The sequence below is a fragment of the Spirosoma fluminis genome (assembly GCF_054778895.1).
In genome coordinates this window covers 16043-30806 of sequence record NZ_BAAGZD010000011.1, presented here as the reverse complement: position 1 = coordinate 30806, position 14764 = coordinate 16043, and the positions used below count along the sequence as shown (strand labels likewise).

Here is a 14764-nt window from a genome sequence, read left to right as displayed (position 1 = left end):
GCATGCAGGGGGGATCGATCAGGTCAACCGATTACGGGTTGACGTTCGTACCCGTCCGTACGTTCCGTTGAGCTGTTGTTTACTGACCAAGCGGGGCCTTGCCCTCACAAACTACATCCTCGCCCCCGTTCGACAGGGGCTAACCCGTATCAATTGAGAAAAACCAGCTATGAACCGTCATTTTCGATACTTGAATTGACACTTCCTTTCGGGAACGGTAAGGCCCATACGCAAAGTCTCTGGGGCAACGTAACCAGTTACATTGCCCCAGAGACTTTGCCGACAAACTAACCAGGGTTTTACTGCGGTACGGTAAATTTGAAAATTCGGTACGGTTCGGTGCGCTCCAGCCGTGGAATATGGAGCTGCGAGGTCGTTACGTACAGCGCACCGTCCGGACCGTAAGCGTAGCTGTCGGGCCATTTTAGCTGGCTGTCCTGCACTACACGCTGCAACTCCCCGCTGGACGTCAGTCGCGCAACGGCATTCTGCTGAATGTAGGTAAGATATAGATTTCCATTTGGGTCGAACAGCATCCCGTCCGTAGGGTCCGTTTCCCTGACTGTTTCGACGCGCTGATTCAGCTGGCTGGGGGTTAAACTCTCGTCCTGAAGGGCGGCTGTGGCAATCCGGTACAGCGTTCGGCCGGTGGTCGCGTGGAAATACACGTAATCCCGCTGGGCGTTAGGCCAAGGCCATCGGCATCGACAGAAGTCACTTTACCCGCCTGATTTCGCCAGACGCGCCCTTCGGCCTGAATCACTACGCCCTCCGACTTTGTGGTGGGGCTTTGGCTCAGTACACGCCGGGCTTTCCCGGTTGCCAGATTGACGACAATCAGGGCACCCTGGTTAGAGTCGGTGATGTAGGCAACGTTCTTTTGCGTATCTATCCGGACATCATTCAGGTAACTGCCCGGGTAAACCACCATTTCGTTGTCGAACACAATCCGCTGAATCAGCTGACCCGTTGCCGGATTGAATTTGATGAGTTTGGGGCCTCCCTTCACCACACCGCGCATCTGGGGTGATGCCGCATCCAGTACCCATAAATTGTTTTGATCGTCCATGTAAACGCTCTGCACGCAGATGAAATGATCCTGTGGCGATAACGACGGGTTCCACGTATTCCAGTCGGCATTCGGAAACGGAGTCGCCTGATCGCCCGTTACGTAGGCCACCGAATACGGAATGGTGTCGGTCTCCATGCGCGGGAAGTTGGCAAAAACCCGACCGTCTCTGGCAACTGCGACCCCGGTCCACTGCACCCGTGAGGTAGCCACCTGCGTAAGCGAAACGCTTGGAACCGTGACATCCGCATTATCCTCTTTACAACCCGTCAGGCTGAATAGCCCCATTACCAGGGCCAGCCCGGACCCGTATATTGTTTTCATCGTCGCTGAGCGCTTATGTCTACTAAAATAATAGACTTTAATAGGTATTTTGTTTACAAGAGAGCCTGTAGCTGGCTGATATAGGCCGAAAAATGACTGAGCGGACACTGCGGAATTCAAGTGCCGGTTTATCTGTTCATCAGGCAGCAACTCTCTTTATTATGCGTTTGAACTGTTGTCTGTGGCTTGCCGGCTTGCTGGTAGGTACGTTCCTCTTCGTGAGCTGTAATCAGGCTCCGCCTGCCTCAACGAGTGCTCCGCAAGACATTCGCCCGGCTCAACTGCCGCTTTCCAAACCCGGCGAAGCAGTCGCTACGTTTGCCGGAGGCTGTTTCTGGAGCCTCGACGAAGCCCTTGAATCGCTGAAAGGCGTTCGCATTGTGGTGTCGGGCTACGCGGGTGGCGATCTGGAAAATCCAACCTATGAGCAGGTCGGCACCGACCAGACGGGGCACGCCGAGTCCGTACAGGTATATTACGATCCTAAGCTGATTTCGTTTGATACGTTGCTCGACGCTTTTTTCGCGGCTCACGATGCCACCACGCTGAATCGGCAGGGGCCGGATGTGGGCAGACACTACCGATCCATGGCGTTTTACCGCACCCCTCAGGAAAAAGTCCGGATTGAAGCGGCCATTCGACGCGAGCGCGCATCGGGCCACCACCAGGACCCGATCGTAACTGAGGTGGCTCCTTTTCTGGCGTTTTATCCGGCCGAAGTGTATCACCAGAACTATTACCGCCAGCACCCCAATGAGCTGTACGTGCGCATAGTCTCGAAGCCTAAAGTTGAGAAGTTCCAGGAGCGAATGAGCGATTTCCTGAAAGAAGGAAACGAGTAGAAGCTCCAATCCACTGCACCCGAATCCAGCCCAGACTGGATAAATCGATCGCCGGCTTCGGTTTCTTTTAGAACGGGTAAACTGACCGTTTACGAACACGTTTGGGTATTCATTCGGCCCGTTCTAGAGCAATTTGTCAAGTCCGGTAACCGTTCGGCTTAAATGGCTGTTGACCATTTGCGACGAACCTTGTAACATTGCTCAGTCTTTCACTAACGACTGACACACATGCCCGAACCTGACAAATCGATTGGCCGTAAAATCCTGGGCTTTTTCATCAAAGATAAGGAAGCCGGACCGGTTGCCGCTGGCAGCCCGCCCGCGGGGGCTCCTGCCCCCACCGGTCCGCGCCCGCCCGTTGTTCCGCCTGCGCCTGCCGAATCGCGACCGGCAGCGCCAGCGGTACCGACATCGGGGGCTCTGGACCAGAAATTCGCCGAACATTTCGCGAACGTACTGGCTCAGAACAATCCGCCCGGACCCGATTATTTCGAGTTCCGCGAAACGTTACGTAGTCTGAGCAGCCTGGGCTTATCGGAAGACAAACAGTTTCAGGCGGCCTGGGCCAGCTTCAAGGCGTTGGGTGGACCGGCCGACGTATCGGTACTGACCAACACGGCGAATCAGTACATTGCGGCTCTGAACAAAGATCGGGATGGATTTACCAGGAGTGTGGAAGCGGCCCTGGCCGAACGGGTTGGCGGTCTCCAGAATGAGCAGAAGCGGCTGGAAACCGAAAATCAGGCCTTAGCCAAGCAGTTGGTCGAGATTCAGCAGAAGATCGACGCCAACAACGATCGGCTGGCGGCAATTGGGGGCGAGGTAACGGAGCAGAGTGCCAAAATCCAGCAAAACCGGCAGAATTACGACGTAACGTTTGCGCATTTTACGGATCAGATCAAAGGCGATATCGCCAAACTAACGCAGCACCTAAAGTAATTTACAACGTTGTCGCGTTTTAGAGTTGTCTAGTTCGCCCGCTGTGGGTGAATACAGTCAGACTCTATGTGCAGCTAACTTTACAACGCTCCCCCTAAACTAGATAACTTCTTATCAATGGCAACACCTGATTTTTCACAACTTGGCGGTAAGACTGACGTAGAGAAGCGTTCGTTCTGGAACCGTCCCGAAGGGATTCTGGGCATGATTGTACTGGCCGGTGTGGCTGGTCTGGGCCTGGTGTACTTCAACCGGATTATTGAATTCCTGATCCGGGCCACGTCCAACGTGCTCGAACTGGCGCTGCTCCTCGGCGTACTGGGCGTTATTATTTTCCTGATCACCAGCCGCGACGTGCGCACGGCCGTGTTCTTCCTGTTCAAATCGCTCATGCGCAGCCTTACGGGTACGGTGATCCAGCTGAATCCGATCGCGATCATGAAGATCTACGTTGATGACTTGAAAGAGAAGCGGCAGAAGATGCAGGGACAGATTGACACGCTGGCGGGGCAACTGGTAAAGCTTAACAAGAAAATCAGCGAGAACAACGAGCTTATCAAGCAGAAGTTCGCCGAAGCCAACAAAGCCAACTCCCTCAGCGACCGGCCCGGCATGCGCGAATCGGCCCAGCTGGCAACGATAGAAGGCGCGGGTTTGCAGGAGATGAACGAAAAGCTCTTTCCCCTGCAGCGGAACATGAAAACGGTGCTGGCGTTCATGGAAAAAGTAAACCAGAGCGCCGACTACATCATCAAGGAAACCGAAATCAAGGTTCGGCTGAAAGAAACCGAATACAAGATTGTCAAAGAAAGCTCAAACGCGCTAAAAACAGCCGTCAGCATCTTCAAAGGCGATCCCGACAAGCGCTTCTATTTCGATCAGTCGATGGAATACATTCAGGACGACATGAGCCAGAAACTGGGCGAAATGAAGCGGGCCATGGATCTGTCGATGGATTTCATTAACGGCGTCGATATTCAGAACGGTATCCTGTCCGACAAAGGGGAAGCGCTACTGGAGGCCTATAACAAAGGCGAGTTCAAGATGGTACAGCTCGACGCACCCAGTGCCAACCCGATTTCAGCGCCCATTCCCGGTCAGATTAATCCACCTAAAGACGCGGGATACAGAAATTTGCTTGATTAATTGCGAAATCGGACCGCCAAAGCGGAGTGAATGGGCGAAAGAGCAAAATCGAACTGCCAAAGCAGAGCGAATCTTTTGCCAATACTCATTCACTCTTTTATTCTTTCACTCTTTCACTCTTTATCACATGCAACGATTAACCGTAGCCGGCAGGCTGCTCATCACGGCACTCATTCTGGCCGCTATTTTTTTCGGATTCCGGTATTTCGGCGGCAACGACGCGCTCCGTAAACTAGCGCCCAAGAACGACAAGGAAACCGAGTACAGCGAATCGCAAACGATGCCCCGCGCCGACGACGAAACGGCCGAAGGAGCCGTGGACGAGTCGACAGCTTCCGACAGCAAATCCGGTTCGTCTGACGAAGCAACCAGCGGGGGTGCCCGGCGTTCGTTTACCTACACGCCCCCCGCTCCGCAGAACGGCAAGCTGAAAGGAGTTGTCGAGCTAGGGGCCAGCGGATTTAACTCGTTCATCATCCGGATCGACGATCAGAAAAACTGGAAACTCGAAAAAGCGGAATTTGGCAATAGCCTCGTGCTGGAGAACATGGCCACCGACGAAGACGTCCGGTCGGGGTTGAAGAGCTACATTGGGAAAATGCTCGATTTCGGGGTCAGCGGCCGCGACATTCACTTCGTAGTAAGTTCGGGGGCGGTAAAAGCCGAAGGCACCCAGAAGATCATCAAAGCCCTGAAATCGCTGAATTACTTTGTCAATACCGTTACGGCCGAGCAGGAAGGTTCGCTGGCGCTACGTTCGGTGCTGCCCGCTGACTACGCCGACAATTCGTTTGTGGTCGATATTGGTTCGGGAAATACAAAGATCTCGTGGAAAGAAGGCGGCTCGACCAAAGCGCTGGAAACCTACGGAGCCAAGTATTTCCAGAACGGCACGAGCGATGAAACGGTTGTTTCGGAGGTAACAGCCAAGGCCAAACAGGTGCCGTCGAATCACCGCAAAACCTGTTTCATCATCGGTGGCGTACCCTTTGAACTGGCCAAAGAGGTTCGCAACGGAAAAGAACGCTATACCGTGCTGAACGCTCCATCTGCCTACAAGCTCGAAAACGCGAAATCGAAAGCAGGACTGACAATCTACAAAGCTATTGCCGGGGCCACCGGCTGCGACCAGTTCGTCTTCGACTGGGACGCCAATTTTACCATCGGTTATCTGCTGACGTTAAAGTAAAGAGCGAATAAGCAAAAGAGTGAAAGAGCGAATAAAATATGCGTCAGCTATTCGCTCTTTCACTCTTTTGCTCCGCTTCGGCGGTTTGATTCACTCTTTCTCTTCTCCCATGACTCTCCGCGACGTTTTTGAGGCTATTTCGAGCCAGCCCGCACTGCTGTTTCTGCTGTTGTCGGCGATACCAACCGCTGCGTTTCTGGTGAATCTGTGGTCGGGCGAAACGGCGGAAGAGATCTGGAAATGGCGGTACGTCTACGCGGTTCTAGCGTATCTGGCTTGTATTCCGGGCATCTTCGCCCTTACGTTAAATACGTATCTGTTTCTGTTCGAGCGACAAAGCATCTGGGATGCGAACCTGGCCGCGCAGGCATTTCCTATCCTGACCATGGTCGTTACGTTGCTGCTCATCCGGCGTAAACTTCCCTTCGAGTACATCCCCGGCTTCGGCAAACTGTCGAATTCACTACTCCTGATTGCCGCCCTGATGGGGCTGCTGTGGATTGTAGACCGGACGCGCATCATCGCCATCACCTACATTCCGTTCGTGTACGTAGTGATTGGCTTCGTTATTCTCCTGTTTGTCATTCGCTTCGCCTGGAAACGCATTTTTTAACCGCCCGGTCAGGCATTGCCCGAAACGACATGGCTTTGCAGCCGCTGAATAAGCAGGGCAATCAGGCGACGTGTCAGTTCGGCTTCCTCCGCTATAAACGCCTGCCATTCGTCGGCGGTGAATTGCCCCAGCACCATTCCAATCAAGGTTAAGCGTAGTTTAGTATCCTGCCGCACGGCCTGCTCAATGTGCGCCAGCTTCTCTTTTTGGTTAAATCGCTCATACGGCGTTTTTCGCTTCGGCACGTGATGCAGCCACATCGTCTGGAGGCTGCTATCCAACAGTTTCAGGATGGGACGTAGCGTTTGATTCTGAAACTGTTCGGCCGGGCGTACGGCGGTGGACTCGGTTTCTATCGTGGGCCGCAAAGGCATGGTTCGATCCGTCATTTCGACTTGTGGTTTTAGCTGATCGGTACGGCATTGGTACCGTACGAGACAAGACAAGCCAGGCCTTTCTTTTGTTACGTTTCCTACGTCGTTTCTATAGCGGAACCGCTTATCTTCGACGGTTCTTTATGCCCCCGTTTATGTCCCGCAGGCTTTACGCGCTCTGTTCTTCGCTTGCCTTTCTTGTTCTGCTGACTGGTTGTAAACCGACTTCTCCGGCTCCCTCACCGGGCTTCGAGTATTTCCCACTCGAAGCTGGTCGATACGTTATTTATGACGTGCAGGAGCAGCACTACGCCCTCAACTCCGCTCCCATCCAGCGATCGTACCAGCTTAAAGAAGTAACCGGCCCGGCCTATTCGGATGTGACTGGCCAGACGGCTTTTCAACTGACGCGCTACCGCCGTTCGTCGGCAACAGAGCCCTGGCAGGCGGATTCGATCTGGTCAGCCCGTTTGGTCAATAACGAAGCCATACGTACCGAAAATGGTCAGGATTTGGTTAAGCTCGTGTTTCCGGTGAGTGACCTGCTTAGCTGGAACGGAAATCGGCATACGACCCGCGGACCGGAAGAATACATCATTCGCAATAGCAACCAGCCTTACCGCGTTTCCGATAAACAATTTGACCAAACAGCGACTGTACTTGAACAGAACGATTCAACATTGGTTTCGCAGGATAAACGGCTGGCTGTGTACGCCAAAAACGTGGGCCTGATCTACAAAGAGCGCGTCCAACTCCAGTTCTGTTCATCAACACCCGCCTGCATTGGCAACTACCAGATTGACTATGGAATTCGACAAGTTTACCGCATCAACGCCTATGGGCGGGATTAAAAAAAGCTGGCTATTCGTCTTCCTAGCCCTTGTTCAGTTCAGCGCGTACGGTCAGACGTCGCGCAAGTATCTGGTGCTTCTGCGCGACAAAGCCAACACGCCCTATAGTGTCAACCGGCCCGAGCAGTTTTTGTCGCAGCGGTCGATTCAGAGACGGCAGAAACAAAATATCGCTGTGCTGGAACGTGACCTGCCCGTCAATCCCGCCTATGTAATGCAGCTCAGTCAGGCGGGTGCTAAAATCTGGTTTACGTCGCGCTGGCTCAACGCCGTTCTGATCGAAGCCACTGACGCGACCCTTACTGCCGTTCAGCAGCTTCCTTTTGTGAAGGGGTTGGAGTTCGGCCGAACATTATCGAATGCCCGTGCAGGAGCGCGGGTTGGCAGTACCGAGCGCGTATACACAAAATTCGGCGACGTGGAGCCGTTGACCTATGGCACCTCACAGGCACAGGTGACCCAGATCGGAGCCGACGTTATGCACCAGCGCCGTTACCATGGGGAAGGTATGCTGATCGGCGTTCTGGATTCCGGTTTTCTGAATGCGAACCAGGCCGGGTTCTTAAAACCCCTTTTCGACGAAAAACGCGTGGTCGCTACGTACGATTTCGTCCGAAAAGAAACCAGTGTGTATGAAGACGATTCGCACGGTTTATCCTGCTTATCGGTCATTGCCGCCACCGCCGACAATCAACTGTATGGCACGGCCTACAAAGCCTCGTTTGTGCTGTTACGTACCGAAGATGCTGCCAGCGAGAGCCGCGTTGAAGAAGCCAACTGGCTATTCGGGGCCGAATACGCCGACAGCGCGGGAGTCGATGTGCTCAGTTCGTCGCTGGGCTACACCCAGTTCGACGACCCCGCATCCAGCTATACGTATCAGCAGATGGATGGCAAAACAGCTCTCTCGACCCGTGCGGCCCAGATTGCCGCCGAAACCGGTATGGTGGTTGTGGTAGCGGCTGGCAATGATGGCAATAATGCCTGGCGATATCTGTCAGCCCCGTCCGATGCAGCGTCCGTGCTGGCGATTGGGGCCGTAACGCAAACCGGCCAGCGCGCATCATTCAGTTCATTCGGCCCCTCGGCCGATGGGCGCGTAAAACCGGATGTAGCCGCTCGTGGACAGGGAACAAGTATTGGTCTCCCCAATGGTCAGATCCAGATGGGCAATGGAACCTCATTTGCGACACCCCTGGTGGCGGGTCTGGCCGCGGGATTCTGGCAGGCGCACCCGCGCCTGACCGCAGCCCAGGTAGTCGAAAGTTTGCGCCGGTCGGGCAGTCAGTATGGCGCACCCGACGATCAGCTGGGTTACGGCATTCCTCATTTCGAGCGGGCATCGGTGCTAGCCGATTCGTACAATCAACTGCTGGTTTTCCCGAATCCGTTCAGCGACGCCCGGCCACTGAACGTGCAATGGGGTGAACTCGAACCAAACGTTCCGCTGGATGCTACGTTAACTGACCTTGCGGGACGTATCATCTGGCAAAGCCGCTATCTATCGTCGGGGATGGCGGCCTTCGTGTTCCCCAACCTGAATCTGTCGGCGGGCATGTATGTTGTGACGCTGATAGCGGGCGACAAAAAGCGCAGTCTGAAGGTTATTAAGCAATAGCGCTTTTACGAACGACGGCGGACCAACGTAACGCTGTGGCCGGTATAATTCCCCGATATGCCCGTGTATTGATTCGTTGGCTGGCAGGTGACAACGATATTCTTTCGACTGAACACGCAACGATCACTCGGCGACGGCTCCATCCGGTACCCTGACCGAAGCAAGTCGGTTTGCAACTGCCTGTACTGCCCGTTGGACTGCACCTGATAGACGATAATGTCGGACCCACTGTTCCGGTCGTATTGAATAATCGCTAAAGCCCGATCGGGCGGGGTAAACAGCGGAATAGGCTGGTAGGCGAACAAACACGTCCAGCCCCATACGTTTCCTTTGTTCTGATAACACACGAAGCCTTTTTGTAGCATCCGCCATTCAAACTCGTCGACCGGCGATTGCAGGTAGTGCAGCAAATCGCTCAACTTAACCTGTTGAGCCAGAACGGGAAGCGTGCATATATACAGCCCAGCGATCAGGAATAATCTACGCATGGTTTTTGAAGAGGAATATTGAACAGGATAAACGGGTGGACTGAATCCGTTTATCCGCTGGCAACTTTAATGCCAGAGTGTTTCTGCGCGTATTTCTCTTATTTCCGATGCTTTTTACCCATATAACTCGTAGTTTTGAATTTATTTATACTCATTCTAAATGAAAAAGGCCGTTTCAGTTGGGCTGTTCTTGCTGATTCTATACCATGCGTTACTTCACGTGGTGGTATGTCTCAGTGCGTGGTGGCAGGCTGAAATCGACCTTTCTGAACGCTTACTCGTCTACCGGACGGTAGATAGTCTGGTTGAATTCAAACTCCCACTAAAGGCGACTGGTCAAACCTACACGCTTATTGATCGTCCGAACGACGGATTTACGTATCATGGCCGCTTTTACAGCGTCGTGAATTTCGAGGTGCGGGGCGACACGGTCCACATTGCGGGTCTGGAGATGAAAAGCCATGCTTTCTGGCAAAGCGATCTGCTGTCGTTCCTCAACGACCACCTGTCCGGTGCTACGGACTCCCAGCATAAGGCGCTACAATTTCTGAAACTCCTTCAAAAAGAATATTCGCCCAATCCGCAGGCCATTTTTCGGTTCGCCTTTTCCAGTTGGCGGGAAACGATCCGTTTTCCCGAGCGGACGCTCGTTCCGCCTGCCTTCGCCCAGCGGGTTCCCTCCCCTCCTCCTCAATCGTAGCTGTAACCAGGCCTCACTGGGTAATGTCCTACTTCGTTCTCGGCGCGTAATCCGTCCTTGGTAGGTCGGTTGATCTGTAGCAGTCAACTCGTTACTCCTGCTTTTTCGTAAGAAAGGCAGAGCGTGACCGTACCCAGCGTTTTTCAGATTTGTTGACAGTTATTTCGATTTTAAAATGAAAAAATTCAGGAATCATATACTCTATCTCGTTGGCCAACGGCCTTTCGGCTGGTTAACAGGCTTGTTATTTGTGTTGATCTCGGCCTATGCCAGTGGGCAAGGCAACCCGTCAACCGATTCACTCCGGACCCGAATGTTATCCCCCGTTACGGTGAAAGGCGAACGGGCAACCGTCGTTGAATCGTTACCTGCTGTTCATGGCACCTACCTGATGGGCGGCAAACGGAGTGAAGTCATTCGGTTGTCGAACATCGACGCGACCGTAGCCGAGAAAACGCCCCGCCAGGTGTTTGCCCGTATCCCCGGTGTGTTTGTCTATGATATGGATGGCACGGGCAACCAGATTAACATCGCCACCCGCGGACTCGATCCGCACCGTTCCTGGGAAAATAACATCCGGCAGAATGGCGTCATCACCAATTCCGACATGTATGGGTATCCGGCAAGTCACTACTCGCCCCCGATGGAAAGTATCGACCGGGTTGAGCTGGTTCGCGGAACGGCTTCGCTGCAATACGGCGCTCAGTTTGGCGGTATGCTCAACTACGTAACGAAGCAAGCCGATACCACCCGTCGGTTTGGTTTCGAGACGGTCAACTCCGTTGGCTCCTACGGGCTTTTGAGCAGCTACAATGCAATTGGTGGCCGGGTCGGCAAATGGACGTACTACGCGTATTATTACCGTCGTCATTCCGAAGGGTACCGGCAGAACAGCCGCTCGAATGCCGAAGCGCAATTCGGTACGCTGCACTACCAGGCTACGCCCCGGCTGGGCCTCACTGCCGAACTCGGACGCTCTACCTATACGTACCAGATTCCGGGGCCGTTGACGGATGCCTTGTTTGCGCAGAATCCGCGCCAATCGACCCGCAGCCGTAACTACTTCAACCCCGACATTTACGTACCGTCGTTAAAACTGAACTGGCAACTTTCCGACCGCACCCGTCTGCTCTGGACGACGTCGGCGGTGCTCGGTGCCCGGAACAGCGTTCAGCTAGACGCGTTGGCGACAGTTCCGGATACGATCAGCCGGGTCACGGGGCAGTATCGGACCCGACAGGTCGACATCGACAACTTTAACAGCTACACGACCGAACTGCGGATGGTGCACAGCTACCAGTTAGGTTCCGTACGGTCTAACCTGGCCGGGGGAGTGCAGTTGATGAGTACTGATCTGCATCGGCGTCAGTTGGGCGTAGGCACCACCGCCAGCGATTTCGACCTGACGCTGAGCGATCCATTTAAACGGGATCTGCACTTCCGAACGAAGAACCTGGCGGTTTTCGCCGAAAACCAGTTCAATCTGACGAATCGGCTGATGATTGCGCCGGGTATACGTATCGAAAGCGGGAAAACCGAAATGCGGGGTACCATCAGCTATTACGATCCGCTGAATTTACCGACCGACATCAACCACCAGTTTGCCTTATTGGGTATCAACGCCCAATACCGACTCAACGATGCGGTGAAAGTGTACGGAGGCTGGTCGCAGGCGTACCGCCCGGTGGTTTTCAAGGACATTATACCGACCTCGTTGTACGAACGAATCGACAAAAATCTGAAAGACGCCTTTGGCTACAACGCCGAAATTGGCCTGGATGCGCATTGGGCAACGCTGCACCTGAACATTACGGCTTTCGATCTGCTGTACCGAAACCGACTGGGCACGTTGCTGCTGAGTAATGCGGATGGCAGCAGTTACATCTTCCGGACCAATATTGGTGACACCCGGAGCCGGGGTGTGGAAGCGCTTATTGAAGGGCAACTTATTCGCACCCAACAGTTTCTGCTTAGCGGCTTTACGTCGACGGCTTTCAACGATGCCCGCTACCTGAATGGCCGCGTTTCGGCCGGCTCCGAAAACCGAACGGTGACCGGAAACGAAGTCGAGTCGGCTCCGCGCTGGACCACCCGCAATGGCCTGACGGCCCGCTACCGAACAGCGAGCCTGACGCTGCAATACAGCTACGTTGCGCAAACGTTCTCCGATGCCCTGAACACGCCGGTTCCATCAGCGAACGGGGCAGTAGGTCCGGTGCCTGCCTATGGTCTGTGGGATCTGAACGGCACCTGGCGCATCCGGCGTGGCCTGACCGTGCGGGGTAGCCTCAACAATGTGCTGAATCAGCAGTATTTCACTAAACGACCCACGTTTTATCCCGGTCCCGGCGTATGGCCCTCCGACGGACGTAGTGCCGTGCTAACGGTTGGATTAACCATCTGATCGTAGCAATGATGGTGGATTAGTGCTTGATAACAAATGTTGCTGACGCGTACCGTTTCGACTCCGCTCAGGGTGACACTTAACGGCTGGTTGTTTGAATAAACATCTATTGGCAGCTGTCATCCTGAGCGGAGTCGAAACGGTACGCCGTAGCGGAACCGCGCGTCAGCCATTTATCCGCTACAGCCGCCTGATCTGGCAATCGTTTCCGGTCATACGGGTGTTTTTATTGCTCCGGTTGTTAATGACAACGTATGCCAGCCATCAGCGTAGTGATACGTAACCGCTAACTGGTAGGTATCACAAATCTGCTTAACAATAGCGAGCCCGAGGCCAACCGACTCATTCCCGTTCGCTTCTTTCCGGAACCGCTGAAACAGATTCATCGGGTCGGTGGCGAGTTCGGGACCGGTATTGCTCAGCCGAAGCTGATCGGCCGACGACTCAAGCTGAATGCTCCCCTCCGACCGGTTATGCCGAATGGCATTACTGACCAGATTCGTCAGCAGGCTCTCCGCCAGGAACGGCGGTAACTGGACCAGAAAGGCATCTCCAGGTATAACCCTAACGGTAATCTGTTTGTGGATCAGGACCTCATCCATATCAGCCAGTCGCTGAATCAACTCCGCCCGGAGATCAACCCGCTGCGTGTCGACAAACTGGCGATTCTCGATTTTGGCCAGCAACAACAACCCCTGGTTCAGGCGGGCCATTCGGCGCGACGCCTGATAAATCCCGTCAATCCAGTGCATCTGCGTAGTACTTAACTGCTCCGACTGAATGAGTTGCTCGACTTTGGCGTTGATCAGCGCCAGGGGTGTCTGCATTTCGTGGGAAGCATTTTCGGTGAACTCTTTCAGGCTCCGGTAATCCTGCTGCATTTTATCGGCCATCTTTTGCAGCACTTCGTTCAACTCGCTGAACTCGGAAATCTCCGAATTTTCCAGCTGCAATGGTCTGCTCTCGCGCAGATCGAACCCTTTAATGCGGGACAGCGTACCATAGAATGGTTGCCAGATACGTCCGGATAAGCGGCTCTGGAACCAGAACGTGCCCAGCAGCAGCAGACCCAGGAAGAAAATCATGGTAATGGTAATTACCTCAATGAGTCGGTACGTCTGAATCAGCGACTTACGGATGGCAACCCGGTGCATAGTCCCCTGAATTGGCACGTAAAACGTCAGTTGCCGAAACGGAATTACTTTGTCGTCGTAGCGATTGCGGATGAGCGTATCGGTAAAGGTCTCTCCCGTCGAAGCCCGCTTGCCAACGGGCACCACCTCTATCTTATTTTCAACGAAATACGGACTGCTCGACCACGTATTATGGACTCGTACGTAGGCTTCAAAATCCCGCTTTTCGATGCGCAGGCGGGTCTCCACTTCGTCGTAGATCAGCAGCCGACTGATCTGATAAAAGGCCATTGCCGTCAGCAGGTAAACGACCAGCGAGAAGGCCAGATAGATTCGATTGGTTTTATTGAGCAGTTTCAAAGCGGACCGAATTTATACCCGATGCCATAAATTGATTGCACGTAATCGGCCGCTCCTTTTTCAATCAGCTTTCGGCGCAGGTTTTTGATGTGCGAATACACCATATCGAACGAATCGGCCGAGTCGATGTTGTCGCCCCACAGGTGCTCAGCAATGGACGCTTTCGTTAACGCTACGTCTACATTCGACAGAAAATAAAGCAGCAGGTCGTATTCCTTCCGCGAGAGCGTGGTTAGCTCGCCGTTTACGAAAACCTTGCGAGCGTGGGGAGCCACGGTGATTTCGCGAAAGTTAATCTCGGTATGACCACCGAACTGCCGACGCCGTAACAGCGACTTCAGCCGCGCGTTCAGCTCCGACAGGTGGAAAGGTTTAGTGAGGTAATCATCAGAACCGATCTCTAAACCTCTCAGCTTGTCTTCCAGCGCGTTACGGGCTGAAATGATAATAACACCCGTAGTCGCGATCAGTCGTTTCAAATTCTGAATCAGGTGCAGCCCGTCGCCGTCGGGCAAGGTCAGATCGACAATCACGCAGTCATACGTGTACAGGTAAATGCGCTCGTCGGCGTCCCGAAAGGTTAAGGCGGTTTCGCAGACGTACCCTTCTTTACTCAGGTATTCGCTAATGCTTTCGGCCAGCCCAAGTTCATCTTCTACGACCAATATCTTCATAACGCACGGTCAAATGAACACGAAAGTAGCGCCTAATATT

General features: G+C 53.7%; 15 protein-coding genes. 9 read left to right on the top strand and 6 right to left on the bottom strand.

What is annotated here, in order from left to right:
* Window positions 1-299: 299 nt before the first annotated feature.
* On the bottom strand, window positions 300-668 hold the full coding sequence (locus ACYVBJ_RS14355) for an SMP-30/gluconolactonase/LRE family protein (RefSeq protein WP_460982997.1): 369 nt from the start codon (window positions 666-668) through the stop codon (window positions 300-302).
* On the bottom strand, window positions 596-1393 hold the full coding sequence (locus tag ACYVBJ_RS14350) for an L-dopachrome tautomerase-related protein (RefSeq protein ID WP_460982996.1): 798 nt from the start codon (window positions 1391-1393) through the stop codon (window positions 596-598). The genes ACYVBJ_RS14355 and ACYVBJ_RS14350 overlap by 73 nt, the downstream gene beginning before the upstream one ends.
* A 161-nt stretch (window positions 1394-1554) precedes the next feature.
* On the opposite strand from ACYVBJ_RS14350, the gene msrA reads away from it, so the two are divergent.
* The 5 genes from msrA to ACYVBJ_RS14325 all read left to right on the top strand — a co-directional run bounded on the left by msrA (window position 1555) and on the right by ACYVBJ_RS14325 (window position 6122).
* A complete protein-coding gene (gene msrA / locus ACYVBJ_RS14345; protein ID WP_460982995.1) occupies window positions 1555-2235 on the top strand; it encodes a peptide-methionine (S)-S-oxide reductase MsrA in 681 nt (226 codons plus the stop codon).
* A gap of 228 nt (window positions 2236-2463) precedes the next feature.
* Entirely contained in the window at window positions 2464-3174 is a 711-nt protein-coding gene (locus ACYVBJ_RS14340) for a hypothetical protein (RefSeq protein ID WP_460982994.1), read from the top strand.
* A 117-nt stretch (window positions 3175-3291) separates the two neighbouring features.
* Window positions 3292-4320 carry a hypothetical protein gene (locus ACYVBJ_RS14335; RefSeq protein WP_460982993.1) on the top strand — a complete coding sequence of 343 codons (1029 nt, stop codon included), beginning with the start codon at window positions 3292-3294 and terminating at the stop codon, window positions 4318-4320.
* Window positions 4321-4447: 127 nt separating this feature from the next.
* A complete protein-coding gene (locus tag ACYVBJ_RS14330) occupies window positions 4448-5509 on the top strand; it encodes a hypothetical protein (RefSeq protein ID WP_460982992.1) in 1062 nt (353 codons plus the stop codon).
* A gap of 109 nt (window positions 5510-5618) precedes the next feature.
* Window positions 5619-6122 (top strand): hypothetical protein, encoded by a 504-nt coding sequence (locus ACYVBJ_RS14325; protein WP_460982991.1) that lies wholly within the window; start codon window positions 5619-5621, stop codon window positions 6120-6122.
* An 8-nt stretch (window positions 6123-6130) separates the two neighbouring features.
* On the opposite strand, the gene ACYVBJ_RS14320 is transcribed toward ACYVBJ_RS14325, so the two are convergent.
* Window positions 6131-6511, bottom strand: coding sequence for a glyoxalase (locus ACYVBJ_RS14320; protein WP_460982990.1), 381 nt, complete (start codon window positions 6509-6511; stop codon window positions 6131-6133).
* A 140-nt stretch (window positions 6512-6651) separates the two neighbouring features.
* On the opposite strand from ACYVBJ_RS14320, the gene ACYVBJ_RS14315 reads away from it, so the two are divergent.
* Together ACYVBJ_RS14315 and ACYVBJ_RS14310 are read left to right on the top strand one after the other, a co-directional pair.
* Window positions 6652-7347, top strand: coding sequence for a hypothetical protein (locus ACYVBJ_RS14315; protein ID WP_460982989.1), 696 nt, complete (start codon window positions 6652-6654; stop codon window positions 7345-7347).
* Complete coding sequence (locus ACYVBJ_RS14310) at window positions 7301-8965, top strand: S8 family serine peptidase (protein WP_460982988.1); 1665 nt, start codon at window positions 7301-7303, stop codon at window positions 8963-8965. Before ACYVBJ_RS14315 ends, ACYVBJ_RS14310 begins: the two co-directional genes overlap by 47 nt.
* A gap of 5 nt (window positions 8966-8970) precedes the next feature.
* Here the strand turns inward: ACYVBJ_RS14310 and ACYVBJ_RS14305 are convergent, their stop codons facing one another.
* Window positions 8971-9453: a hypothetical protein gene (locus ACYVBJ_RS14305; RefSeq protein WP_460982987.1), complete on the bottom strand. Its 483-nt coding sequence runs from the start codon at window positions 9451-9453 to the stop codon at window positions 8971-8973.
* Between the two features lie 160 nt (window positions 9454-9613).
* On the opposite strand from ACYVBJ_RS14305, the gene ACYVBJ_RS14300 reads away from it, so the two are divergent.
* Together ACYVBJ_RS14300 and ACYVBJ_RS14295 are read left to right on the top strand one after the other, a co-directional pair.
* A complete protein-coding gene (locus tag ACYVBJ_RS14300; RefSeq protein ID WP_460982986.1) occupies window positions 9614-10153 on the top strand; it encodes a hypothetical protein in 540 nt (179 codons plus the stop codon).
* A gap of 175 nt (window positions 10154-10328) precedes the next feature.
* Window positions 10329-12557: a TonB-dependent receptor family protein gene (locus ACYVBJ_RS14295; protein ID WP_460982985.1), complete on the top strand. Its 2229-nt coding sequence runs from the start codon at window positions 10329-10331 to the stop codon at window positions 12555-12557.
* A gap of 212 nt (window positions 12558-12769) precedes the next feature.
* Here the strand turns inward: ACYVBJ_RS14295 and ACYVBJ_RS14290 are convergent, their stop codons facing one another.
* Together ACYVBJ_RS14290 and ACYVBJ_RS14285 are read right to left on the bottom strand one after the other, a co-directional pair.
* Window positions 12770-14050: a sensor histidine kinase gene (locus ACYVBJ_RS14290; protein WP_460982984.1), complete on the bottom strand. Its 1281-nt coding sequence runs from the start codon at window positions 14048-14050 to the stop codon at window positions 12770-12772.
* Window positions 14047-14724 carry a response regulator transcription factor gene (locus ACYVBJ_RS14285; protein ID WP_460982983.1) on the bottom strand — a complete coding sequence of 226 codons (678 nt, stop codon included), beginning with the start codon at window positions 14722-14724 and terminating at the stop codon, window positions 14047-14049. Before ACYVBJ_RS14285 ends, ACYVBJ_RS14290 begins: the two co-directional genes overlap by 4 nt.
* Between the last annotated feature and the right edge of the window lie 40 nt (window positions 14725-14764).